General features: G+C 70.0%; 18 protein-coding genes. 8 read left to right on the plus strand and 10 right to left on the minus strand.

Features of this window, described 5'->3' with window-relative positions:
* Nucleotides 1-554: 554 nt before the first annotated feature.
* Together CLV71_RS16160 and CLV71_RS16165 are read right to left on the minus strand one after the other, a co-directional pair.
* Nucleotides 555-1,760, minus strand: a complete 1,206-nt coding sequence (locus CLV71_RS16160) for an MFS transporter (RefSeq protein WP_243866501.1) — start codon at nt 1,758-1,760, stop codon at nt 555-557.
* A 612-nt stretch (nt 1,761-2,372) separates the two neighbouring features.
* Nucleotides 2,373-3,827, minus strand: a complete 1,455-nt coding sequence (locus tag CLV71_RS16165) for a flavin-containing monooxygenase (RefSeq protein WP_133903576.1) — start codon at nt 3,825-3,827, stop codon at nt 2,373-2,375.
* Nucleotides 3,828-3,874: 47 nt separating this feature from the next.
* Here CLV71_RS16165 and CLV71_RS16170 point away from each other — a divergent pair, with 47 nt between their 5' ends.
* Together CLV71_RS16170 and CLV71_RS16175 are read left to right on the plus strand one after the other, a co-directional pair.
* Entirely contained in the window at nt 3,875-4,483 is a 609-nt protein-coding gene (locus CLV71_RS16170) for a TetR/AcrR family transcriptional regulator (protein WP_243866503.1), read from the plus strand.
* A gap of 90 nt (nt 4,484-4,573) precedes the next feature.
* Nucleotides 4,574-4,975 carry a hypothetical protein gene (locus CLV71_RS16175; protein ID WP_133903577.1) on the plus strand — a complete coding sequence of 134 codons (402 nt, stop codon included), beginning with the start codon at nt 4,574-4,576 and terminating at the stop codon, nt 4,973-4,975.
* Here CLV71_RS16175 and CLV71_RS16180 read toward each other — a convergent pair.
* The 4 genes from CLV71_RS16180 to CLV71_RS16195 all read right to left on the minus strand — a co-directional run bounded on the left by CLV71_RS16180 (nt 4,972) and on the right by CLV71_RS16195 (nt 10,027).
* Nucleotides 4,972-5,193 carry a DUF3618 domain-containing protein gene (locus CLV71_RS16180; protein WP_133903578.1) on the minus strand — a complete coding sequence of 74 codons (222 nt, stop codon included), beginning with the start codon at nt 5,191-5,193 and terminating at the stop codon, nt 4,972-4,974. The two genes, CLV71_RS16175 and CLV71_RS16180, sit on opposite strands and share 4 nt — an antisense overlap.
* Nucleotides 5,194-5,243: 50 nt before the next feature.
* Nucleotides 5,244-6,677: a P-loop NTPase family protein gene (locus CLV71_RS16185; RefSeq protein ID WP_133903579.1), complete on the minus strand. Its 1,434-nt coding sequence runs from the start codon at nt 6,675-6,677 to the stop codon at nt 5,244-5,246.
* Nucleotides 6,674-8,509 carry a dynamin family protein gene (locus CLV71_RS16190; protein ID WP_133903580.1) on the minus strand — a complete coding sequence of 612 codons (1,836 nt, stop codon included), beginning with the start codon at nt 8,507-8,509 and terminating at the stop codon, nt 6,674-6,676. The genes CLV71_RS16185 and CLV71_RS16190 overlap by 4 nt, the downstream gene beginning before the upstream one ends.
* Nucleotides 8,510-8,626: 117 nt before the next feature.
* Nucleotides 8,627-10,027 carry an IniB N-terminal domain-containing protein gene (locus tag CLV71_RS16195; RefSeq protein ID WP_208297583.1) on the minus strand — a complete coding sequence of 467 codons (1,401 nt, stop codon included), beginning with the start codon at nt 10,025-10,027 and terminating at the stop codon, nt 8,627-8,629.
* Between the two features lie 278 nt (nt 10,028-10,305).
* On the opposite strand from CLV71_RS16195, the gene CLV71_RS16200 reads away from it, so the two are divergent.
* The 5 genes from CLV71_RS16200 (at nt 10,306) to CLV71_RS16220 (ending at nt 18,143) form a co-directional block, all read left to right on the plus strand.
* Nucleotides 10,306-11,685, plus strand: a complete 1,380-nt coding sequence (locus CLV71_RS16200) for an Hsp70 family protein (RefSeq protein WP_133903582.1) — start codon at nt 10,306-10,308, stop codon at nt 11,683-11,685.
* Nucleotides 11,682-14,108: a helix-turn-helix domain-containing protein gene (locus tag CLV71_RS16205; RefSeq protein WP_133903583.1), complete on the plus strand. Its 2,427-nt coding sequence runs from the start codon at nt 11,682-11,684 to the stop codon at nt 14,106-14,108. Before CLV71_RS16200 ends, CLV71_RS16205 begins: the two co-directional genes overlap by 4 nt.
* Nucleotides 14,109-14,193: 85 nt before the next feature.
* On the plus strand, nt 14,194-15,591 hold the full coding sequence (locus CLV71_RS16210; protein ID WP_133903584.1) for a flavin-containing monooxygenase: 1,398 nt from the start codon (nt 14,194-14,196) through the stop codon (nt 15,589-15,591).
* On the plus strand, nt 15,588-16,184 hold the full coding sequence (locus CLV71_RS16215; RefSeq protein ID WP_133903585.1) for a TetR/AcrR family transcriptional regulator: 597 nt from the start codon (nt 15,588-15,590) through the stop codon (nt 16,182-16,184). The genes CLV71_RS16210 and CLV71_RS16215 overlap by 4 nt, the downstream gene beginning before the upstream one ends.
* A gap of 1,461 nt (nt 16,185-17,645) precedes the next feature.
* The gene (locus CLV71_RS16220; protein WP_133903586.1) at nt 17,646-18,143 is read left to right on the plus strand and encodes a GNAT family N-acetyltransferase; all 498 of its coding nucleotides are present in this window, start codon (nt 17,646-17,648) and stop codon (nt 18,141-18,143) included.
* Nucleotides 18,144-18,149: 6 nt separating this feature from the next.
* Here the strand turns inward: CLV71_RS16220 and CLV71_RS16225 are convergent, their stop codons facing one another.
* Both CLV71_RS16225 and CLV71_RS16230 read right to left on the minus strand, forming a co-directional pair.
* Nucleotides 18,150-19,223 carry a serine hydrolase domain-containing protein gene (locus CLV71_RS16225; RefSeq protein ID WP_133903587.1) on the minus strand — a complete coding sequence of 358 codons (1,074 nt, stop codon included), beginning with the start codon at nt 19,221-19,223 and terminating at the stop codon, nt 18,150-18,152.
* Between the two features lie 139 nt (nt 19,224-19,362).
* Nucleotides 19,363-19,809 carry a hypothetical protein gene (locus tag CLV71_RS16230; RefSeq protein ID WP_133903588.1) on the minus strand — a complete coding sequence of 149 codons (447 nt, stop codon included), beginning with the start codon at nt 19,807-19,809 and terminating at the stop codon, nt 19,363-19,365.
* 33 nt (nt 19,810-19,842) lie between these two features.
* Between CLV71_RS16230 and CLV71_RS16235 the strand changes: the two genes are divergently transcribed.
* Nucleotides 19,843-20,832, plus strand: a complete 990-nt coding sequence (locus CLV71_RS16235) for a helix-turn-helix transcriptional regulator (RefSeq protein ID WP_243866505.1) — start codon at nt 19,843-19,845, stop codon at nt 20,830-20,832.
* Here CLV71_RS16235 and CLV71_RS16240 read toward each other — a convergent pair.
* A complete protein-coding gene (locus CLV71_RS16240) occupies nt 20,786-21,964 on the minus strand; it encodes an MFS transporter (RefSeq protein WP_133903589.1) in 1,179 nt (392 codons plus the stop codon). The two genes, CLV71_RS16235 and CLV71_RS16240, sit on opposite strands and share 47 nt — an antisense overlap.
* Nucleotides 21,961-23,151, minus strand: a complete 1,191-nt coding sequence (locus tag CLV71_RS16245; RefSeq protein ID WP_133903590.1) for an FAD-dependent monooxygenase — start codon at nt 23,149-23,151, stop codon at nt 21,961-21,963. The genes CLV71_RS16240 and CLV71_RS16245 overlap by 4 nt, the downstream gene beginning before the upstream one ends.
* Nucleotides 23,152-23,167: the final 16 nt, after the last annotated feature.

A 23,167-nucleotide genomic window follows, 5' to 3' on the forward strand; every position in this document is an offset into this window, starting at 1 on the left:
CAGCCTCGGCCGCTGCTGCCAGAACGCCCAGTGCCTGGGGTGTACTACAAAAAGGGGTCTGCGCTGTCGCTCATCGCGCTGATCGTTCACACTTGTGGGTGACGCAGGAGCTCGGGCCTGTGTCCGACCGGTCGACGTGTCCCCCGCGCGTTCCGCACCGGCTGCTTGGCTTTTTCCGGCAGGCGACGCTTGCCCGGACCCATCGTGAGCGGTGAAACTCATGGGCAAACGTCCTCCATCGGTGTCACACGCAAGTGTGATCCGAGCCAGCCGAAAACGAACGGACAGTGTCTAGCGCTAGCATGCCACTGCTCGTTCGGCGGTTTGTCGCCCGGTGAAGCCATTCAGTACCTACCCCGTCCCCGCGGGAGGTGAAGTGTGATGTCAGATCGCGACCTGTGACGTTCTGCCACAATCTCATGTTAGGTATGACCAGTTCAGCTCTGGTCTTCCCCGCCAGGAGGTGAACCGCTGATGATGGACCGTGATCTGTGACCGCCCTCGGATAGCGCTCACCAGGCCAGTCGTTCCTGCGTAACACGTTGACGCAATCCTCAAGAAGGAAGAGTGTTCAGTCGCGTGAGACCTGCGGTCTCCGGTTCGGCCCGATTGAGCCGTGCCCAGGCAACCGCGGCCGGAACCGCGATCAACACGCCGACGACGCCGGCGAGGGCAATCGTGTTGGTAGCCGAACCAATACCCTGTGCAACCGCTCCGCCAATCGCCACGCCGATTCCCTGGGATACCCGGAGGCCCGTTCGGATGATGCCGAACGCGCCGCCACGAATATCATTCGGTACGAGGGAATTGAACGTTGCACTGACAGTGATCTGATATGCACCGAACATTCCGGCGATCGCGAGGAGTGCCAGCGCGAACACGAGGTTCGGACGGAGGACGAACGCGATGAGCGTGGCGGACGCGCCCGCCGCGAGCAGGCCCATCACCCGAACGCGATGTTGCGCGGCCACGAAGCGTGACAGCAGATAGACGCCGACGACGAAGCCGAGCGGGTCGGCGGCGAGCAGCCAACCGACCGCGGCGTCGGACTCCCCGAGCTCGCCCGCCAGTGGCGCGACCAGACCCTCCGGGATGACGACGAGACCGACGAGCCAGGAGAGGGTCAGCAGCACGCGCATCCGGCTGCGCCCGAACACCCACCTGGCGGCACCGAACCAGCCGTCCTCCCTGCCGCCCGCGATCTTCCGCTCCTTGACGAACCTGGCGATCAGGGCCGCGCTGACCACGAAGGTCACCGCGTTGACGGCGAGCGCGAGGCTCGCGCCGATGCCGACGACCAGCAGACCACCGCCCGCGAGGCCGAGCAGCATGATCGTGTTGGTGCTGATGCCGCGCAGGTCCTGACTGCGCAGGTACAGCTCGTCGTCGGTGAAGATCTCCCGCGTCATCGCGTTCTGCGCGGCCGCGGACGGGGACTGCACGAGACCGACGGCGAGCACGAGCACGCACAGCACCGCGATCGGCATGCCGGGGATGGCCATGAGCCCGACGAGCGCGGCCTGCACCAGCGCGCTCACGACCATGAGCCCCCGGCGGGGGAACCGGTCGGCGAGCTGCGAGAGACCGAGACCGCCGACGAGCGCGGACAGGAACGTCAGCGCGTACATCAGCGCGGCGAGGAGAGCGGAGCCCGTGCGGTCGTAGACGAGGATGGTCAGGGCGACCTTGGCGAGCTGATCACCGAGGACCGACTGCGCCTCGGCGAACCAGAGCGCGCGGAACTCGGTCACCGCCAACACGGCGGAAAACCCCGGCGTTCCTCGGCTCAACGTCAACCCCCGTGTCGACCTTGTGTGGCAGATCCAGCTCTGGTCAGCGACGAATCACGCTGCCTCGCCATCCGCCGTCCGCAAGGCGAATTCGACACTCGCGGTGCCCGGTCAACTATCCTTATCGCCCTTGTGGTCGATGCTGTTCGGTCATCACCACGTCGCTCAGAGTACCGGGCTCGGTCAGAACCGTGTGCATCGGACGGTTGGTCCCAGACTGTTCCCAGATGCCAGATAACCACCTCTCGGTCTTTTCGAGCATCAGTTTACGCAGGTCGGAGGGGGTATCCAAACCGATCGGGTGGTTTATTTACCGCCTGACCGAACTTCGGGTACGCCGCGTAGCGCAAAGAGGAGGTTGGACGTCGTGACACGTTCGTGCCAACGGCGACCGCCCGCGGTATGTGACACCGTGACGGCAAGTGCATCGGCCCTGGTAGCGACGGTTTTCACATGATCACGAGCGCTGAGACCCGACGTCGGCGAAACCGGTTGCGCACCAGACCGGCGCCCCACGGCGTGATCGCCGCCGAACTCACGGTTGGACGGCGTGGCGTGTCCCACGGCGATGTGCTGGGCGTCTCACCGGACGAGGTCGAACTCGGTGGGGTCCAACCTGCGGGTCCGCTGCCAGTACCGCCAGGTGAAGCCGGGCCAGATCGTCCGGTTGACGCCGCGTGAGTCCAGGTACCAGCTGTCGCAGCCGCCCCTCGTCCACACGCCGCCTGCCAGCTTGCGCTGGATGTCCGACTGGAACCCCGCCTGCGCGCTCTCCTTGATGTCGAGCGCGGCGGCACCCGTGTGCTCGGCCAGCGCCATCGCCTGCGACACGTACCTGATCTGCGACTCGATCATGAACACGACCGAGTTGTGGCCGAGCCCGGTGTTGGGGCCGAGCAGGAAGAAGAGGTTCGGGAAGCCGGACACGGTGATGCCGAGGTGGGTCTGGATGCCGCTGTCGCGCCACTCCTTCGCCAGGTCGCGGCCGTCGACGCCGGTCACCTCCAGGTAGTCGTACGCGTCGGTGACGTGGAAGCCCGTGCCGTAGATGATCACGTCGACCTCGTGCTCGACGCCGTTCCCGTCGACGACGCCGCGCTCGGTCACCTCCCGGATCCCGGAGGTGTCGACCTCGACGTTGTCCCTGGTCAGCGCCGGGTAGTAGTCGTTGGCGACGAGCACGCGCTTGCAGCCCATGACGTAGTCGGGCGTCAGCGCACGGCGCAGACCGGGGTCCTCGACCTGGCGGTGCAGGTGCGCGAGCGCGATCCTCGACGCCAGCCTCATCAGCACGGGATGGCCGTTGAAGCCCGCAGCACGCGCCTCGAGCAGCCAGTAGATGACGTCCCGGTACAGCCGCTGCGCCCCGGGCACCCTGCGGAACAGCGTCTTCGCCCAGCCCGGCATCTCGTGGTCCGGCTTGGGCATGATCCACGGCGGCGTCCGCTGGAAGAGCGTCAGCTTCGCCACCTCGGGTGCGATCCTGGGGACGAACTGGATCGCGCTCGCCCCCGTGCCGACGACGGCGACCCGCTTGCCCGCGAGGTCGTAGTCGTGGTTCCACCGCGCGGAGTGGAACGTCTCGCCGTCGAAGCGCTCGACGCCGGGGAGCTTCGGGATGTTGGGGAGGTGCAGTGCGCCGATGCCCGCCACGAGGAAGCGGGCGACGTACTCGCCGTCGCTGGTGGCGACGTGCCAGCGGCGCTCGTCCGCGTCCCACCTCGCGCCCGCGACCTCGACGCCGAAGCGGATGTGCTCACGCAGGCCGTACCGGTCGGCCACCCCGCGCAGGTAGCCGAGGATCTCCGGCTGCGGCGAGAACGACCTGGTCCAGTCGGGGTTCTGCGCGAAGGAGAACGAGTACATGTGCGACTGGATGTCACACGCGCAGCCCGGGTAGGTGTTGTCCCGCCAGGTGCCGCCGACGTCGTGCGCCTTCTCGAGGACGACGAAGTCGCGCCGGCCGTCCCGCCTGAGCTGGATGGCCATGCCGAGTCCGGAGAAACCGGTGCCGATCACCACGGTGTGGAACTCCATGACGCCCTAACTTACTACGAGTAAGTTACCTCCGGTAGAGTTGTGGCGTGAGTCCCACCCGTTCGTCACAGGAGCGCAGGAAGCGCATGCCGCGCGCCGAGCGCGAACAGCAGATGGTCGAGGTGGCGGAGGAGATCTTCGCCGACCGCGGGTTCCTCGCGACGTCGATGGACGACGTGGCCGAAGGGGTCGGGGTCTCCAAGCCGATGATCTACGAGTACTTCGGCTCGAAGGAGGGCCTGTTCGTCGCGTGCATCCGGGCGGCGCGCGCGGAGTTACTCAACGTGACGCTCGCGTCTGTCGTAGGGGTTAACTCGGCAGAGGAGGCACTGCGCCGGGGGCTCACGGCGTTCTTCGCGTTCACCGACTCGCACCGGCGCTCGTGGAAGCTGCTGCAGGCCGAGGCGGCCGTCGCGGGTCCCGAGGCGGTGGCCGAGATCGAGGCGGTCCGCAGGCAGCAGACGGCGGTGAACACCACGTTGTTCGAGTCGTTTCTGCCGGATGTGCCCCACAACGAGCTGGAGGCGTACGCCGAGATCGTCGTCGGCGCGTGTGAGCGACTGTCCCTGTGGTACGTGCAGCGCGACGACGTCGACGCGGCAGGCGCGGCGGAGATCCTGATGCGGATGGTGTGGTTCGGGCTTCGGCCGCTCTAACCACGCACTGTCACCGCTGATCGATTATGGTCAGCGAACGGGGCTTTTCCGCCGGGGGGCTGGGAGGCCGACAGAGGGCGGGAGACTGAGATGGCTGACCCGATCGAGGCGCACTACACGCCGGACGGCGACGACTGGGCGGTGACGGTCAAGGGGCGGGGGCAGACCCTGACGGGTCGCGCGCCGGGCCTCATCGCGGCACGCGACAGGGCCGACCAGCTGGTCGAGCAGCTGGCGCCCGAGGAGACCGGCCGCCGGACGGTGGTGCACCTGCTGAACGGGGACGCGGTCGACTTCACGACCGCCTACCTGACCGCCCGCCTGTCCAGGACCGAGGAGCCACCGGTCGAGCCGGAGGCGGCCGACGAGAAGCAGCCACCCGCCCCGGCGACCACGGCCGATGGCCCGGCACGCGCGGCAAGGCCGACGCCAACGCCACGTCCCAGGCCGACCCCCGCGCCCGAGGAGGAACCGGCCTCCTCCGGCAACTAGCGGAAGAGCTTGCGAAGGATCAGCAGCACGATCAGGACGCCGACGCCGATCAGCGGGTACTTGACCTTGGGCGACGAGAAGGTGCTCGCCGCGCCCGCCTTGGCGTCGTCGACGAGCTTCTTCGGGTTCGCCTTCGTGCTCAGCTGGTCGAGCGTGGACGCGAGCGCGTCCCGCGCCTGTTCGATCTCCCGCTGGATGGTGTCGGGGTCGCGCGCCACGGTTCCTCCCTCGGACAACGATCTGAGAGAGCCAACCTATCGGTAAGTCCTCAGTAGCGCGTCAGTTGGGCCACCATGCCCTCGCAGCTGCGGACCACGACCCGTGCCGCGCGACGCTGACCCGAGCCGAGTGCCTGGTTCTCGGCCTGCTCCTGCCAGCGCCGCAGCGCGTCGGACACGGCGCCGACCAGCTCGTGGCCGGACGCGTCCCTGCCGAAGCCGAGCCGCGCGGGCAGGGCGGTGCCGACCCCGCCGACCAGCCTGCGTGCCTCGTCACCGAGGGGGTCGGGCAGCGCGGTGCGGCCACCGTCGAGTGCCGCGAGCAACCGCAGCTCGCGGAAGTCGTGGGCGCTGACCACCAGTGCCTCCAGCGCGGTGACGAGCCGCCTCGCGGCCGGCCGCGGCTCCATCCGCAGCACGACCTCCAGCGCGAGCAGTGCCGACCTGGCCTTCAGCACGTCGTGGCGGTCGGTGAAGCACTGCCGGACGGCCGCCCGCAGTTCGGTGAGCCCGCTGCGTGCGACCAGCTCCTGCGAGAGCGCCTCGACCGTGGTGAAGCCCTGCCGGATCAACGTCGTGACCAGGCGGATGCCGAACATGCCGAAGCGGTCCAGCAACGCCGTCCTGGTGCGGGCGTCCAACCGCAGCGGCACGCCCTCGCCGACGAACCGGTCCGCCGACACCAGCGCGATCTCCAGCTCGCGGCGGGCGGCCACGGCGAGGATCTGCAGCGACGCCAGCTCCTCGGCGGTCAGCGTCCTGCCTGCCTGCGCGAGCAGCCCGGAGACGGCGATCGCGTTCTGGCACAGGCCGGTCAGCCCCACGTCCGTCCGGTACTTCCTGGCGAGCCGCTTCGCCGAGGTCAACGCGTCGATCCGGCCGCCACCGACCTCGTCGGCCCGCGACAGCACCACGATCGAGTTCACGGGCGTCTCGCGGGCGATCGGGTGGTCCTGCAGCGACTGGAGGAACCCCACGTCGGTCGAGTGGAGCTGGCGCATCAGGTACAGGACCGCGTCGGCGTCGAGGGAGGTCCTGGTGCCCGCGTCCGAGGGGTCGACGCCCGGCGTGTCGATGAGGGTCAGGCCACGCAGCGTGCGGGAGGGCCAGTCGACGACCACGCGGTCGATCTCGTCGGACCGCCACCCCTCCAGGTCGATGTGCAGCTGCCCGCCCATGCGTGCGGCGGGCACGTCCCGAGGCGGCGCCTGTGTCGGGTACACCTGCGCCCTCGGGTTCGCCCCGCCCCGGTACCAGGCGAGGACCTGGCTGCCCTCCTCGACGGACAGCGGCGCGACCTCCTCGCCGACCAGCGAGTTCACCAGCGTGGACTTGCCGACGTGCGGCTGCCCGGCCACCGCGAGCCGCAACGGCTCGGCCAGCCGGTCCACGTGGCGGCGCAGCCAGTTCGTGGCGCGGGGGCTGTCCCGGTAGACCTCGATCGCGTCGCGCAGCATCGAGTGCGCCCTGTCCGCAAGGTTCACGCGGTCAGCTCCTTCGGCGACGGTGACTGGCCCACCAGAGCCTGGATCCGCTTGTGCAGCCCGACGAGCCGGTCCACCTCGGCGGCGATCTCCTGGCTGCGGCGACGCCGCTCGGCCAGCTCCGCGTCCGCCGCGCGCTTGGCCGCGGTCGCCTGCTCGGCGACGCCGGTCTGCAGCCGCTCCACCACCCCCTGGAAGTGGTCGCGGAGCTTGCGCTGCACCTGGCGCGCGGTGTCCTTGCTCGCCTTGCCGTAGGACAGGAAGAAGTCGTCGACGTGGCGCTGTGCGGCCTGCTTGGCCACCGCCTGGCGCCGCTTGAGCCGGCCGGTCCGCTCGTCCCAGATGCTCTTCGCGCCGAACGCCGCGCCTGCGCCGAGGGAGATCGGGTTGATCAGCGGCAGGCCCGCGATCGTCGTGGCGAGGCCGAACATGAGCAGGCCGCCGTAGGAGCCGCGCAGGCCGACGAACACCTGCTGGCCGATGGTGAACTTCTCGATCCTGGGCGGCTCCAGGCCGCCGACGTGGTCGAGCAGGCCGTCGGTCGCGACGTCCTCCGGCACGGCCTCCTCGAGCGCGACCTGCCTGGCGATCTTCTCGGCAACCCACTGGAACCGCTCGACCAGCCACGCGAAGTTCACATCGGCGGTCTCCACGAGCGCCTCACGCAGCCACTCGGCGAACTCGTCCCACGTCCTGGCGGGGTCGGCCACGTCGAAGAACTCGTCGGCGGAGCGGATGATCTTGCGCGTGCGGTCGCGCAGGTCGTACTCGACGTCGGAGATCAGGTCGGCGACCTCGTCGGCCAGCATCGTCTGCCAGCGGGTCGTGCGCCTGCGCAGCTCGTCCAGCCGGTGCTGCGCGGCCCGGTAGAGCACCTGCGCGCGGCCCTGCTCACCGGTGCGGACCTCGGTCAGCGCCTCGGTGAGCGGCACCATCAGCTGCTTGGTCGCCTGTGCGGCCAGCACGGCCGTCGCGCCCCGGTTGATGGCGTCACTGTTGGCGAGCACGTCCTTCGACAGCGTCCGCACGAGCTCGCCGAACCCGGACTCCTCGTTGAGCTGCTTGTCACCGGCCCTGGCCGCGGCCAGTCGCACGGTCGCGGACACCGGCACGACCTTGACCCTGACCAGCCCCGCCGCCGCGAGCCGGGCGCGGTTGCGCTCGGCGACCGCACGCCAGCGGGGCACGATGTCGATCTTCGTGAGCACGACGGTGACGACCGGGCAGAGCGAGGAGACCTCCTTGAGCAGGTCCAGCTCCGAGCTGCGCAGCTCGCCCGTGGCGTCGGAGATCATGAGCACGGCGTCCGCGCTGGCCAGCGCGGCGAACGTGGTCGCGGTGCGCTGCGGGCCGGTGCTGTTGACGGGGGGCGTGTCGATGAGCACGAGACCGGCGGCGAGCAGCTCGCGGGGAAGCCCTACCTCGGCGTAGACCTCGCCGCCCGCTTCCGCGGGCCCGGCGGCCAGTGCTCGGCGTGCCACCTCGTCCACCGGAACGGGGATCCGGGCCGGCTCGCTCGAGGGCCCGATCGCACGGCGTCCCGAAGTGGAAATCTCCGTGACCAGGGCCGCCACGGGAGTCGGTGAATGCGTTACCGTCGTCGGCGTGATTGTGGTCACATCGTCACCGACCGCACACACTTCGGCGTTCACCAGGGCGTTGACGAGCTGACTTTTGCCCTGGTTCGGTTCGCCGATCACCGGGACCCGCAGCTTCGGCTCGAGCAACGACGAGCGTCGCTTCTCCAGCTTCCCGGCCAGGTCAGACCGATGATGGGTGATGCAGGCCGCGATGGTGTCGTCGAGAACGGTGAGCCAGGGCGGAGTCCTCACCCGGAAGAGTGTGCCGTGCTCGCCCATCTGGGTGAAAGGGGGCCGGGGTCCGCGACGCTGCGGACCCCGGCCTCCTGGGGTTGGGGCAAACCCCATTTTTCTGGGCTGAAAGGCGCGTTACAGACCCAGGTCCAGGTCGACGGGCAGGTGGTCGCCGACCTGGGGAAGGTGACTGGTGACACCGTCGACGAGCCCACCCACAGGGCTCGCGTGCACGGCGTCGGTCACCGGATTGTGTGACACGAGGTCGGTGACGGCACTCGTGTCGGGAAGGTCAGGCAGCGAGACCGGCAGGTGGCTGGTCACGTCGCCGAGCCTGGGGAGGTCGCCGGAGTCGATGTCCGGCAGGTCCGGGAGCTGCGGCAGCTCGGGGAGCTGGTCGAGCGGGAGGTCGTCGGTCGTCGGCAGGTTGGTCAGGTGCTCGGAGACCAGGTCGCCGCCCTGCTCGATGCCGTCGGTGACGGTGCTGGTGGTGCTGTCCAGCGTGTCGCCGACCGGCGCGAGCGAGCCGGTCAGGTAGCCACCGAGGAGGTCCTCGCCCGCGCCGATGCCACCGGCCAGCGCACCGGCGCCTGCGGAGACGTAGTGCGCCACGGTGCCGGCGACGGCGTCACCGGTCGTGCCGAGGTGGTCGACGTCCAGCAGGTCGGCCGTGTCGACCGGCTGGATCGAGAAGTCGCCGTGGGAGTTCGCGGCGAGGTTGCCCAGCGGGGACTCCGCGGCCAGCGAGACGCCGTCCGGGCCGGCAAGCACGCCGGCACCGAGGTCACCAGCGACGGTGTCCGTCGCGGCCCAGGCACCCAGGTCGCCACCGACGTGGCCGACCAGGCCCGCGCCGAGGTCCGCCGCCGGGGACGAGCCGGCGATGGAACCGCCGAACTCCTCCGGCGCCAGCTTCGCGCCTGCGGCGACGTCACCGAGCAGCGACTCGACGTGCGTCGACACGGTCGGCGCACCGCCCTCGGCGGGGTTGCTCAGCAGGCCACCCACCGCGCTGTCCAGCACGTCGGTGTCGAGACCCGCGGTGGCCACACCGGACACGCCGTCGATGACGACCGAGGTCACGTCGCCGAGCGGGGTCTCGAGGTTCGGGAGGTTCGGCAGCTCGACGCCGGGGAGGTCCACCGGCAGGCTGCCGACGACGGGCAGGTCACCCAGCGCGGGGAGACCGTCGGTCGGGAGCGTGACGGGCAGGTCGCCGAGCGAGGGCAGACCACCGGTCGGCAGGTCCACCGGCAGGTCACCGAGGGAGGGCAGGCCGTCGACGGGCAGGGCGACGGGCAGGTCGCCGAGGGGGAGGTCACCGAGGAGCGGCAGCTCGGACAGGTCCGTCGGCAGGCCGGCGGGCAGGCTGTCCGCGACCAGCGGCAGGACCTCCTGGACGTCGGCAGGCGTGAGGTCGCCAAGGCCGGCGTCCTTGAGCGCGCCCAGCGGGTCTGCCGTGTAGGCGGCCTTCGCGGCTTCGTCACTGATGATGTTCATGACGAAGTCCTGCAGGGTGTCGATAGAGAAGGACAACGAATTCTCCTAGCGGATTCAGTTCGAGCACTCGGCGGCGGTCCGGGGTTGAGCGCGTGGGCCGAACGCCGCGGCGCTGTGCGGTGACCAACGTATGGAGAACCGGGCGTGGGGTACATCGGGGATCACTCCGAGTTGTCGATTCCCCCCTTAGGGCTAACAATGAATCACTCATTAGGGGGTTAGGGGCTTGCCCGGGGCGCAAACCGGGGGTGCCCTACGGGGCCAGCTCCCTGGTACGACTAGCTCGGCTCGCACGGACGGAGGTAACGCCCGCAATGCCCTACGCACTCGGGATCGACCTCGGCACCGCGCGCACCGTCGCCGCGGTCAGCCGCAATCGTCGCGACAGCTGGGGCGAGCCCGAGGTCGTGCCCCTGGATGTGGCGTCTGACCTGCCCGGAGTCGCCTCGGTGCTGTATCTGACCGACGACGACGCCGTCGAGGTCGGCGACGCAGCCGAACGCAGCGGCGCCGGTGCCCCGGACCGAGTGGCGCGGGACTTCCTCGACAGGATCGGCGACGAGGTACCGCTGGCGCTCGGCGACCGGCAGTACCCGGCGGAGACCCTCGCGGCCGCGCTCGTGGCATGGGTCGTCGATCGCGTAGAGGAACAAGAGGGCAGTCCCGCCAGCCAACTGGTGGTCACCCACCCGGTGGGTTGGGGGGTGTACCGCCGGTCCGTCCTCCAGTCCGCGCTCAGGGACCTCAACCTGCCCGAGCTGACCCTGCTCCCCCGTGCCGTCGCCGCGGCGGAGGTCCACGCCTCGACCGAGCGGCTCGAGGTCGGCCAGGAGATCGCCGTCTACTCCCTCGGCGCGAGCAGGTTCGAGACCGGCGTGCTGCGGCGCGGCTCGTTCGGGTTCGAGCTGCTGGCACACGCCGACAGCGCGGAGGTGTTGGGCGGCACGCTGTTCGACGACCTCGTCGCCGAGCACGCCGCCGCCGACCTCGGCGAGCTGCCCGACGGCCCGGACAGCCTCGCCGAGCTGCGGGCCGCGTGCGTGGATGCCAAGGAGCGGCTCTCGACGGCCGTCGCCGTGACGATCCCCACGCCACCCGGGTCGAAGAAGGCCACGATCCTGTTGAACCGCAGCGACTTCGACGGTCTGATCCGCCCGGTCGTCGAGCACACGGTCGGGATACTGCAGCGGGCGATCCAGGCGTCGGGCACCGAGGCGGACGCGTTGCGCGCGGTCGTCCTGGTCGGCGGCTGCGCACACGTCCCCCTCATCGCCGAGCTGGTCACGGCGGCCGTGCGGGTGCGGGTGGCCGCGGCGGAGGACCCGACCACGGCCATCGCCCGAGGCGCGGCACTCGCGGGCGGCCGGGTGGCGAAGCCGACCGTGCGGGCCGAGCCGCTGCCCATGACCTCGACGGTCACGCCCTCGGAGACCCTCACCGCGCACACGGACCTGATGCGGTTCGACGAGATGGGGCCCGACCTCGCCGACATCGGCCCCCCACCGCCTCGGCCACCGGTCGAGATCGCGCCACTCGACCCGCCCGCCCGTGGTCTCGCCCGGCTGACCCGCCGGTCCCGCAGCGGCGCCGAGGTGGACGAGCTGGACCGCGACGAACGGTCGTGGGACGTCGACGACGTCGACGAGCCGCCACGCAGACGACGCCGAGCCCCCGACAGCGAGGACGACGAGTGAGGCCGATCCTGGACGACGCGTCAGCGCGACACCTCGACGCGTTGGCCGCCGACCCCCGCGCGCACGTGGCAGTCGTCGCGCCGGGCGGGTACGGGAAGACCACGCTGCTGCACCACATCGGCGCGACGATCGGCGCGACCGGCACCCCCGTCCACACGCGGGCCGACGACGCGGCCGACGGCGTGCTGCTCGTCGACGACGCGCACCTGCTCGACGACGCCGACCTCGTGCGGCTGCGTGAGCTCGCGGCCAGGGTCAGGGTGGTGGTCACGGCCCGGCCGTGGCCGCGCTCCGCGGCGCTGGCCGAGCTGCTGGAGCTGGCGCCGGAGCAGGTGCTGCCCGTGCCGTTCGACAAGGCGCAGGTGAAGGCATACCTGCCGCCGGGCCGGCGCACGGACGCGCTCGCGGAGTTCGTGCACGGCGAGACCGGCGGGGTGCCCGCGTTCGTGGACCGGCTGGTCCGCGCGCTGCCCGACACCAGGCCCGAGGTGCCGGTGGCCGCGCTCGCCGAGTTCCGCGCCGAGTTCGGCCGGCTCGACGACAGCGTGCTGACGTTCGTGCTCGCCGCGGACGCGGGCATCGGCCTGCACCTCGAGCTGCTGGTCGAACTGCTCGGCAAGGACGCCGCGGCGGTGAGTGACATCGTGGCGGCGGCCCGCGCGACCGGGCTCGTCGGCACCGCGGGTGCCCTGCTGCCGATCGCGCGGCGGGCGCTTCGCGCGATCGTGCCGGTGGAGAGGCGCGCGTGGATGCGGCAGCGGCTCGCCGAGCTGCAGCTGGCGCGGGGCGGTCAGGTATTGGCGCTGGTCCGGCCGCTGCTCGGCACCGGCATCGGCGGAGCCGCCGCGGCGACCGCGTTCGAGGCCGCTGCCGCCGAGGCGCTCCCGGTCGACCCGGCGCTGGCGGCGAGGCTGTACGAGGCGGCGGTGACCGCTGGCAGGCCCCCACTGCAGGTCGGGGCGCGGCGGGCGGAGGCGCTGGCGCTGACCGGTGACCTCGACGGCGCCCTGCGGCTGGCCGACGAGGTGATCACGACAGAGGCGGCGACCGGGCGGCGGCACGCGGCCGGGGTGGCCGCGGCGGCACTCGCGCACCGGGGTCAGCTGCTGCGCAGCGCGCAGCTGTACCGCTGGTCGGGCACCGAGGAGGGCAAGCAGCTCGCCACGCTGGGGCTGCTCGGCATCGGCGACCTGGCCGACGCGCGGGAGCTGCGGGCGACGGTGTCCGCCGACGGGCCGCCGACGTCGCTGTCCAGTGCGATCGCGCTGATGGCAGGCGGCTTGCACGAGTCGGTGACGGGCACGCCGACGACCGCGTTGTCGATGATGGTGCGTGCGGCCGGGTTGCTGGAGCCGGTCGGGCGCGGCGTGCTGCTGCCGGACAGCCCCGCGGCGCTCGGCGCGTTGTTGGCGCTGCACTACGGGGAGCTGACGACCGCGTCCTCGCTGCTGGACCGCGCGGCCGAGGCGAGGACGGGCGGGGCGCCGCTGGTGACCCGCCACCAGCTGCTGCGGACGTGGATCACGATGGTGCGGGGCAACCTGCCCGCGGCGGCCGAGCAGCTGCGGGCACTGCGCGGCACGCACCTCGAGCCCAGGGACTGGCTGTTCGCCGTGGCCGTCGAGCTGGGTGTGGCCAGGCGCGCCGGGGACACGAACACGCTGGGGCGCGCGTGGGTGCAGGCGGGTGAGGCGTTGCTGCGCCACCCGATGGACCTGTTCACGATCCTGCCGCTGGGCGAGCTGACCGTGGCCGCGGCGAGACTGCGGGACGAGTCCCGGCTGTCCGCGCACCTCTCGCAGGCCAGGACACTGCTGACCGGCCTCGGTGATCCGCCGCTGTGGGCGACGCCGCTGTGGTGGGGCGGCCTGCAGGCCGCAGTGCTCGCCGACCAGCGGGAGGACGCCGAGGCGCAGGTAGAGGCCATGGACCGGGCGGCGGCGAAGGACGAGCAGTTCGGCATCCTGGCGAACGCGGGCAGGTGCTGGGCGGAGCTGATGGCGGGCAAGGTCGACGCGGACGCCGTCGAGGACGCCGCCCGCAACCTGCACGCGGCCGGCTTCACGTGGGACGGGGCACGGCTCGCGGGCCGGGCGGCGACGAGGACGGCGGACCGCAAGGCCATGGTCCGGCTGCTGGACTGCGCGAGGCTCCTGCAGGGCAAGCCGGTGGCGGCGCGGCGGGTGCCCGACCTCCCGGACGAGAAGGCGTCGGTGTCCTCCGTCGCGCTGTCGGACCGGGAGCTGCAGGTGGCGGAGCTGGTGGTGTCGGGCCTGACGTACAAGGACGTCGGGGACCGCCTGTTCATCTCGGCGAAGACGGTCGAGCACCACGTGGCGCGGATGCGGCAGCGGTTGGGGGCGTCCAGCCGCAGTGAGCTGCTGTCCCAACTGCGGTCGCTGGTGGGCAGTACCCGGGACTGATCAGCGATTTTTCACCCGGCTGGCCCAATGTTCAGCTCATATAATTCCGGCTGTTGACCGTCTGCCAACTGCCCGGAGGCTGGGGATGCCGTCCGTCCTGATCGTGGGCGCCGGCTTCGGCGGCATCGCCGCGGCCGTGGAGCTGCGACGGGCAGGCCTGACGGACGTGACGGTCCTGGAGCGGAGCAGCACGCTGGGCGGGGTGTGGCGGGACAACACGTACCCCGGCGCGGGCTGCGACATCCCGTCGCCGTACTACTCGTTCTCGTTCGAGCCGAACGACGCCTGGCCGCTGAGGTTCTCCCTGGGCCCGGAGATCATGACGTACCTGGCGAGGACAGCGAAGAAGTACGGCGTGGCCCCGCGGTACGGGGTGACGGTAACGGGTGCGGAGTTCCGCGCGGGCCAGTGGCACGTCTCGACGTCGCAGGGGTCGCACGTGGCGGACGTCCTGGTCCCGGCCGTAGGCCAGCTGTCAGAGCCTCATTTGCCGACCCTCCCGGGCACGTTCGAAGGCCCGGCCTTCCACTCGGCCCGCTGGGACCACTCGGTGCCGCTGACCGGTCGCCGGGTCGCGGTGATCGGCACCGGGGCGTCGGCCGCGCAGTTCGTACCACACGTGGTGAGACAGGCAGCAGAGGTGACGGTTTTCCAACGCTCGGCGCCGTACGTGCTGCCGAAACCGGACGTCGAGTACCGCCGGTGGCAGCACCACATGTTCCCGCTGGAACGAGCGTTGTTCTGGGGCGTTGGAGAGGTAGCGGCGCTGGGCATCCAGGGAAACCGACCGGTGGCCAAGGCGGTGGCCGCGCTGGCCCGCCACCACCTGCGCAGACAGGTAGCGGACCCGAGACTGCGTAGAGCGTTGACCCCGGACTACCCCATCGGCTGCAAACGCGTCCTCTTCGCCAACGACTACTACCCAGCGCTGACGCAGGCGCATGTCCGCCTGTCCACAGACGGCATAGCGACACTGACCCCGAAAGGCGTCCGAACCAGGGCAGGCACCGAACACGAAGCGGACGTCCTGATCTACGGCACAGGCTTCAGAACCACGGACTTCCTGTCCACACTGACGGTCCGAGGCCGCGAGGCCGACCTGTCGCAAACATGGTCCGACGGGGCGACGGCGTACCTGGGCATGACGGTCCCCGGCTTCCCGAACATGTTCCTGATGTACGGCCCGAACACGAACCTCGGCTCCGGCTCGATCGTGTACATGCTGGAACGCCAGGCACGCTACCTCCGCCAGGCGGTGGCCCTGTTGGCCGAGGGAAAGTCCACACTGGACGTACGCCCCGAGATGGCGACCGCCTTCGACCGAGAGATGCGCCAGCGGCTGGCAGACTCGGCATGGGCGGGCTGCAGGAGCTGGTACCGCACCGAGTCCGGCAGGGTGACGAACAACTGGCCGGGCATGGTCTCGGAGTACGACCGCCGCACCAGGACCCTGTCCCCGTCCGACTACGTGGTGACCTCGTGACCGCCGCCCCGCGCCGCCGCCGTCTGGAACCGGACGAGCGCAGGGAACAGATCCTGGCCTGCGCGATCCAGCTCTTCGGCGAACACGGCTACGCCACGGTGTCGACCACGGAGCTGGCAAGGCAGGCAGGCGTGGCACGAGGCCTGATCAACCACTACTTCGGCACCAAGCGGGACCTGTACCTGGAGGTGGTCCGCCGCCTGGTGACGATCCCGAGGTTCGCCGTGGACCAGCTCCCGGTGGGCCCGCTGGAGGTCCGCGTCGACGCGGCGGTCGACTGGTTCCTGGACGGCGTCTCCCGCAACAGCAAGGCATGGCTGGCCGCAACCGGCGGCTGGGACCCGGACGTGGAACACATCCTGGCAGCGGCGGACGAGACAGCGGCGGACCGGGTCCTGGCGGCGACCGGCCTGTCCGCGGAACGCGTGGAGCTACGAGCCATGGTCCGCTCGTACGGCGGCATGGTGAAGTCGGCGTGCCGCGAGTGGCTGGTCCGCAAGGAACTGAGCCGCGCACAGGTAAAGCTCCTACTGAGCACCACCCTGCTGACCCTGATCCGAGAAGCGGCCCCCCGACTCGGCCCACTCCCGTAGCGGCATGCTGGTGGCCGATCAATCCGCCACGACCGGCCCGCTGCCGACGGCGGCGGCCGGCGCGACCGGTCACCAGGGGGTTACGCAGCAACGACGACCACGTGGCCTACCCGCCCGGCCTGCCCATGCGCCGTACCGCGACCCCCACCCAGGCCACGCGAAGACCAACGCGAGAGACGCGTTCACCATGGCCGACGGCCCGCTAGCTACTCCACACCGTGCGCCCGGTCGACGTCGCCGACGACACCCCGGCCGAGCGGGACGGCAGGTCGGCTTCGACGACAACCCGCCCGGCGAGGCCACTCGGATCGCCATCCACGTCCGCAGCCTGCTCCCGGCACCCACCCCGCCCCCCAACGCCCGATCGGCCCCAAGATCAGCCACCCGGCGGCATCGGAGATCCTGTCCCGCTATGGCAGCTCCACCGACATCGCCACCGACACCGCCAAAGCCGCAGCCAGATCGCGCCGACGAGCCTGCCGAGGACACCACACACTGGTCTCGATCGCCACCGCGCATGCGCCCCACACGGGCGACAAACTCGTCACCGCGATACTGGCCGCACTCGCCGAACAGACCGTGATCGCCCCCGAGACCGCGGCAGCGGACACCGTGCTGCCTCGACTCGCGGACAACCTGAAGACCGTTCTCCAGCAAGGCAAACAGGGCGCAACCGAGGTCAAGGGATACTCGCCAAGCACCCTCTTCCCAGGGTCCCAATCTCGACGCCACGCACCGGGATCAGGACCGCAGCCCCCATCCCGCCCGAGATCGGTGACGCCTCGACGTTCGAGTCCAGCGGCCACCTGGGCCGCGTAAGCCGGCATCGCTCCGGTCACGCGCAGTTCCGGGACCTCGACCAAGGGCGAGCACCCCGTCCGCACTGGCAACCGAAACTCAGCCGAGCGTTTCCCTGGCCAAGCTCGCCGCCCTGTCCGACCCCCACCGGCATGGCCGCCTCGACCACAAGCACGCCGAAGGAAGAAGTACAACGCTGCCCTGAGCCGCCCGGCCCGACGCCGCTGCGACGTCCTGTTTCACCATGCTCCGCAGCAAGACCCGCTACCGGCACTCCGAGGCTGCCCCGACCACAGCTGTGGCTTGACAACCGCACAGAGACACCCCCGGGGCGGAAATCGTTGCCCTAGCAACCATCCGCGAGACGACAAGTGCCCAACGCCGGTTCCGAACAGCTGTCACGACCATGAGAAGCCACATGCTCACCCATCTGGCGAACCAGCTGCGCGCAACCCGGGAACCCAGCTCCAGCCTCAGGAACCCAGACCCAGCTCCAGACTCAGCCTCAGCCCCAGGCCCAGCTCCACGCCCACGCCCAGCTCCAGCGCCCAAGCCCAACTTCGCCGACGCCCCTCCGCCAACGCCAACACTATTGGCCGCCTGGCTGGCTCAGGAAGCGAAACCTGAGTGATGAAGTTGCCCTACCGTGCGAAAGTACCTCCTGTGCTGATCAGACGTGAACATGCAGCAGACGTAGAAGCCATCACCAAGGTCCACCGCGCGGCTTTCCCCACGGAGATGGAAGCAACCCTGGTCACCGCCCTGAGGGCCTCGACAGCATGGCTCCCACCCTTGTCCCTGGTAACCGAGAAGGACGGCGAGGTGGTCGGCCACGTGGTCTGCACCCGAGCACACATCGCGAACAAGCCCACACTGGGCCTCGGCCCGCTGGGTGTACAGCCAGGCAACCAGAACCAAGGTGTGGGAACCGCCCTGATGCACGCTGTGCTGGCGGCAGCCGACGCACTGAACGAACCAGTGGTCGTCCTACTGGGCCACACCGACTACTACCCGAGGTTCGGCTTCCGCCCCGCGAGCACCTACGACATAACACCACCAGACCCTTCCTGGGCAGCCCACTTCCAGGCACGCCCACTGTCCACCTACGACACTTCGATCAAGGGCGCCTTCGCCTACGCCCCACCCTTCAACGATCTGTGACCCGGGTCAGCAGAACACCTCACGGAGCGCCCGCGCCACGCTCACCCCCTCGGGTACCGGCGAGCGCCCTGACAGCTCCTCCTCGATGTCGTACACGTTCATGGCGACCACCAACTGCCGAGAAGCGTCGCCGGAGATGAAGGCGTAGCTCCCGAACCCCGGGCCGCCACCCGAGTTCGCCCACAGCACCCGATCCGCGCCATCCGCGCAGGGCACCTCCAGACGATCGATCCCCAGCCCCATCGCCACCCCTTTCACGTCGACGGTCGTCCTGAGCTGCGCCAGCTCGGCCGGTCGTAACAACGTCCCGTCGAACAACGCCCGGTAGAACCTCGCCAGATCATCCAGAGTGGACACCATCGCCCCGGCGGTCCAGTCATAGGAAGGGCTGAACACCGTCATGTCCGTTCGACCGTCCAGTGCGTACCCGTGGAGGTGTCGACCGTGCAGCTGAGGATCCACGGTCGGGAACGACGTGTCCGCAAGACGCAAAGGCACCAGGATCCGCCGGTACACCTCCGACACCGCGCTCCGACCGGTCATCTTCTCGATGAGCTGACCAGCTACCAGGTAGTTGGTGTTGGAGTATCCGGGCACACGAGCATGCGCCAACGCCCGCGCCACGAGGTCCGCCGGCCGGTACACATACCCTCGGTCACCGGCCAGGTAGGAAGCCCAGAACTCCTTCTCGGTCGTCGGATCCCAGAGACCGCTCGTGTGGTTGAGCAGCCCGCGCACCGTGATGTCGCCCGGCACCTCCGGTAACCAGCGCGACACCGGGGCGTCCAGGGCCAACCGCTTCTCCCCGACCAGCTGCAACACCACGGCAGCCGTGAACGCCTTGGTATTGCTGGCGATCCGGAACCGCTGCCGGACGTCGGCCCGCTCACGGCGCGCCACGTCCGCATAGCCCGCCGCGGCATGGCGCCGTTCGTCACCCGTCCTCGTGTAACCGACCGCTCCCGGCGCACCGGCCGCCACCATCGACTCGACTGTGTCGTCGAGTACGTCGCCGACGGCCGGTGCACCAACCCCCGTGGCCAGAACCGCGGCCGACATCACCCCGACGAGTATCCGCATGACTGACTTCTCCCCTGTGTGTGGAATGAACTAGGTCCACTATCGACGTTCGGGGAGTGGGGCAACATGCGGTAAACCGTAATGTTCAGGTGGGGTAAACCGTACTATCCGAAAGGCCGGGAGACGCCGGAGACTGCGTTCACCGAGTGAACTCGCTCGTCCAGTTGGTCTCCCACGTTTCGCCCTTGTCCGTGGAGAACGCCTGCTCCCAACGCGCGGTCGTCGCAGTGATGTTCGACCACCGGTACCGCACGCGGATCTGCTGCCCCTCCCACTCCTCGTCGCTGAAGAACTCGCCGACACCGTCCTCGAAATGACCGACGACCGGCGGCAGCATGAGCTTTCCGTCACGGGAGTTCACCCAGTAGATCGACCACTCCTGAGTTACTGGGTCGAGCAGCCGTAGCGAAACTCCCCGGAATCCGAACCCGGGCAGATCCACCTCGTCCACGTTGGCGGCACCCTCGAACAGGTTGTGGCACGTCAGTGTCCCGTCCGAGGTCTCCCATTCGTCGCTCCCGCTGAGTGGCTTCGTCTTCCGCTGCGTGGTCTGCCAGGTGCCGTGAAGCCAGTCGAAGTTGTTCATGCCGGCAAGCTATTGGCCATCCACTGACATCCAATGTCAGTATTGCTCGTGCGTGCTTCCCGGATCGTCCAACTGCTGCTCCTGCTCCAGACCAGGGGCCGCCTCACGGCCGCACAACTGGCCGCTGAGCTGGAGGTTTCCGTCCGCACGGTGTACCGCGACGTCGACGCGCTGCACGCGGCGGGCGTCCCGCTCTACGGCGAGGCCGGGCACGCGGGCGGCTACCGGCTCGTCGAGGGCTACCGCACCAGGCTCACCGGGCTCACGGAGAACGAGGCCGACTCGCTCTTCCTCACCGGACTGCCGGGGCCGGCGCACGACCTCGGCCTCGGCGCGGAGGTGGCCGCCGCCTGGCTCAAGCTCACCGCGTCACTGCCGCCCGAGCTGCGCGACCGCGCCACCCGCATCCAGCAGCGCTTCCACCTCGACGCGCCGGGCTGGTACGCCGAGCCAGACGACACCCCGGCTCTGGTGGCGGCTGCGGACGCCGTCTGGCGAGAACGCCGCATCCACATCGAGTACCACCGGTGGCGTGCCCCGTCCGAGGTAACCCGAACGGTCGACCCGTACGGCCTGGTTCTCAAGGCCGGACGCTGGTATCTCGTGGGCGCGAGCAGGCGGATCAGCACCTACCGGGTCTCGCAGATCCGAACGCTGACCGTCCTCGACGAGGGCTTCCAACGCCCGGCAGGCTTCGACCTCGGCGCGTACTGGGAGTCCTACCTCGCCGACTTCGACGCCAGGCGGCACACCGACACCTCGACCGTCCGCATCTCCCCCGAACTGCGAAAACGCCTGGTGGAGACGGTGGAGCCGAGCATCCACCGCGCGGTCGAGGAGACGGCGTCGGCACCGGACGACGACGGGTGGGTGACCGCGGTCGTGCCGATCGAGCAGCCGGACCACGCCTTGCGGCTGTTCCTCGGCTTCGGCGCGGACATCGAGGTCCTGGCGCCGGACTGGCTGCGTCAGCGGATCACGGCGTCCGTGGCGGCACTGGCTCGGACGTACTCACCCGACTGAACAGGCGCAGCAGTGGCAGCGTCAGCAGGCTCAGCACCGCGAGCAGCAGGAACGCGGGCGTCGGGTCGTCGACCAGCACGCCGACCACAGCAGCGACGACCAGCCCGCCGAGGTTGCCGGTGAGCCACATCAACCCGGCGGCCGTGCTCTCGCTGCTGCCCGCCCGCCGTTCGGTCAGCTCCAGCACGATCGGCAGCGCGGGCAGCAGACCGAACCCGATCAGTGTGAGCGCGACGAAGCCGGTGACGACGCCCGGCGCCAGCGCCAACGTCACACATGCGACGGTCGTGACCAGCAACGACGTGGTCAGCACCGGAAGCTCCCGACCACGGCGGTTCGCCCAGATCGGCACCACGGCGCACCCGACCACCCCGGCCACGACGTTCGCGATGAGGATCAGCCCCGCGGTCTCCTCGGACACGCCCGCCGGCTCGAGCAGCGGCTGCGCGTACGTCGACAGCGTGACGAAAACCCCGAACGGGACGAACACGAGCGCGCACAGCCATCGGATGAACGGGTCGCTCCACGCCACCCGCAACGCGCCGAGTCCGGCGGGCGGGGTCTCGACCTTGTGCTCGGCGGGTGTCCGCAGCACCGCCATGACGGCGAGCGCGGCGACGACCGCCAGCGCGGCCTGGACCAGCAGCAACGTGGGTAAGTCGTCGGTGAACACGGTCCCGAGCCCGAAGCCGATGATCAGCCCGGCGAACGTGCTGGCCGACCCGATCGCGATGCCGGTCGGCCGGTCCCGCTCGGCCAGGTACCGCCCCGCGACGGCGGTGATCGCGTTGAGTACCAACGGCTGCGCGACGGCGACGACCAGCTGGCCGGCGAGCGCGACCGCGTAGCCGTCACCACCGAGCCGGATGAGCGCACCGGCCGCGACGAGCACCGCCCCCGCGGCCAGTCCGCCGCGGAACCAGCGGTCGAGCACGATGCCCGCCGGGATCGCGAGCAGGACGTAGAGCAGGGGAAACACGTTGGCCAGCCAGCCAATGGCCCCGTCTCCGACGTGGTAGTAACGGCCTGCCGCGTCGGTGACGGGCGCGTAGGTGACCCAGAGGACCTGTGTGACGGCCCCGAGCAGTGCGAACACCGCGATCATGGACCACCGGCTGCGGGGATCGGTCATGCGGCAGAGCATCGCACGACGTAGTCCTTCAGTGTGATCGCGTTCGCGGCGCGGTGGAGCGGCGCCATGGCCTTCGCGATCATCCTGTCCTTGCCCGGCAGCCTCGACAGCAGTGACAGGAAGACCATCGACATCCTGACCTGCGCCTTGGTGGCCAGGACCATCCGCTTGATGTTGGCGGGCCCGAGCTTCTGGTTGACGTCGACGAACTCGCGCAGTGCCGCCTCGTACCCGGCGAAGCCCGCGACGTGGTCACCGCACGCGGCGGCCAGTTCGCCAGCGAGGACGTACGCGCCGACCAGGGCAAGGCTGGTGCCCTGCCCGGACGCGGCCGAAGCGCAGTAGGCGGCATCGCCGACCAGCGCGATCCGGCCGTCCGACCAGCTGTCCAGGTGGACCTGGCTGAGCTCGTCGAGGTAGAAGTCGGCGCCCAGGTTCTCCAGCAGCGTCGGCACCTCCCAGCTCTCGTCGCGGTAGCGATCGGCGAGGTACTGCCGCTGGTCGGCGGGTACCGGGGCGTTGTCGGCGAACAGGAACATGGCCTTGGCGCCGGCGTCCTGGGCGGTCGAGTACACGAGCACGGTCCGGTTCGGGCTGACGTAGGTGAGCTCCTCCCGGTCCAGGTCGAGGTGGTTGGGCACGCTCGAGATCGACACGCGGTAGCCGAGGTCGCGGACGTGACCGTCGCCGAAGACCTTCGACCTGGTCACCGAGTGCAGCCCGTCGGCGCCCACGACCAGGTCGAACGTGCGAGTGGCACCACTGGCGAAGGTGACCTCGACGTGGTCGTCGGCCTGCCGGAGATCGGCGATCGAGTCATCCCAGAGGTACTCGACGCCCTGAGTGGCCTCGAACAGGAGCCTGTGCAGGTCCCCGCGGAGGATCTCGGCGTCGCCGTGCTCACGGCCACCGAAGGTGTCCCCGTCCATACTCGCGACCCGCCGGCCCCTGCCATCGACGACGGAGCCGGCCCGCACCTCGGTGACCCGGGCACGGATCTCGTCCATCAGCCCCATGCGCTCGACCACCCGCAGGGCGGCGCCCCGGATGTCGATCTTGTACCCGCCGTCCCGGATACCGCGGGCCCTCTCGACGACGGTGGGCACGAACCCGTTGCGGCGCAGCCAGTACGCGAGGGTGATCCCTGCGACACCGGCACCGGAGACGAGGACGGTCGTGTTCTTCATCGACTTGCTCCCTTCG

It is taken from the genome of Actinophytocola oryzae, assembly GCF_004364325.1.
Lineage (GTDB): Bacteria > Actinomycetota > Actinomycetes > Mycobacteriales > Pseudonocardiaceae > Actinophytocola > Actinophytocola oryzae.

Excerpts from the sequence above, each read along its gene's own strand:
- CLV71_RS16165 (WP_133903576.1), bottom strand. The coding sequence starts at position 3,827 with ATGGAGTTCCACACCGTGGTGATCGGCACCGGTTTCTCCGGACTCGGC.
- CLV71_RS16175 (WP_133903577.1), top strand. The coding sequence starts at position 4,574 with ATGGCTGACCCGATCGAGGCGCACTACACGCCGGACGGCGACGACTGG.
- CLV71_RS16200 (WP_133903582.1), top strand. The coding sequence starts at position 10,306 with ATGCCCTACGCACTCGGGATCGACCTCGGCACCGCGCGCACCGTCGCC.
- CLV71_RS16210 (WP_133903584.1), top strand. The coding sequence starts at position 14,194 with ATGCCGTCCGTCCTGATCGTGGGCGCCGGCTTCGGCGGCATCGCCGCG.
- CLV71_RS16225 (WP_133903587.1), bottom strand. The coding sequence starts at position 19,223 with ATGCGGATACTCGTCGGGGTGATGTCGGCCGCGGTTCTGGCCACGGGG.
- CLV71_RS16230 (WP_133903588.1), bottom strand. The coding sequence starts at position 19,809 with ATGAACAACTTCGACTGGCTTCACGGCACCTGGCAGACCACGCAGCGG.
- CLV71_RS16235 (WP_243866505.1), top strand. The coding sequence starts at position 19,843 with ATGTCAGTATTGCTCGTGCGTGCTTCCCGGATCGTCCAACTGCTGCTC.
- CLV71_RS16240 (WP_133903589.1), bottom strand. The coding sequence starts at position 21,964 with ATGACCGATCCCCGCAGCCGGTGGTCCATGATCGCGGTGTTCGCACTG.
- CLV71_RS16245 (WP_133903590.1), bottom strand. The coding sequence starts at position 23,151 with ATGAAGAACACGACCGTCCTCGTCTCCGGTGCCGGTGTCGCAGGGATC.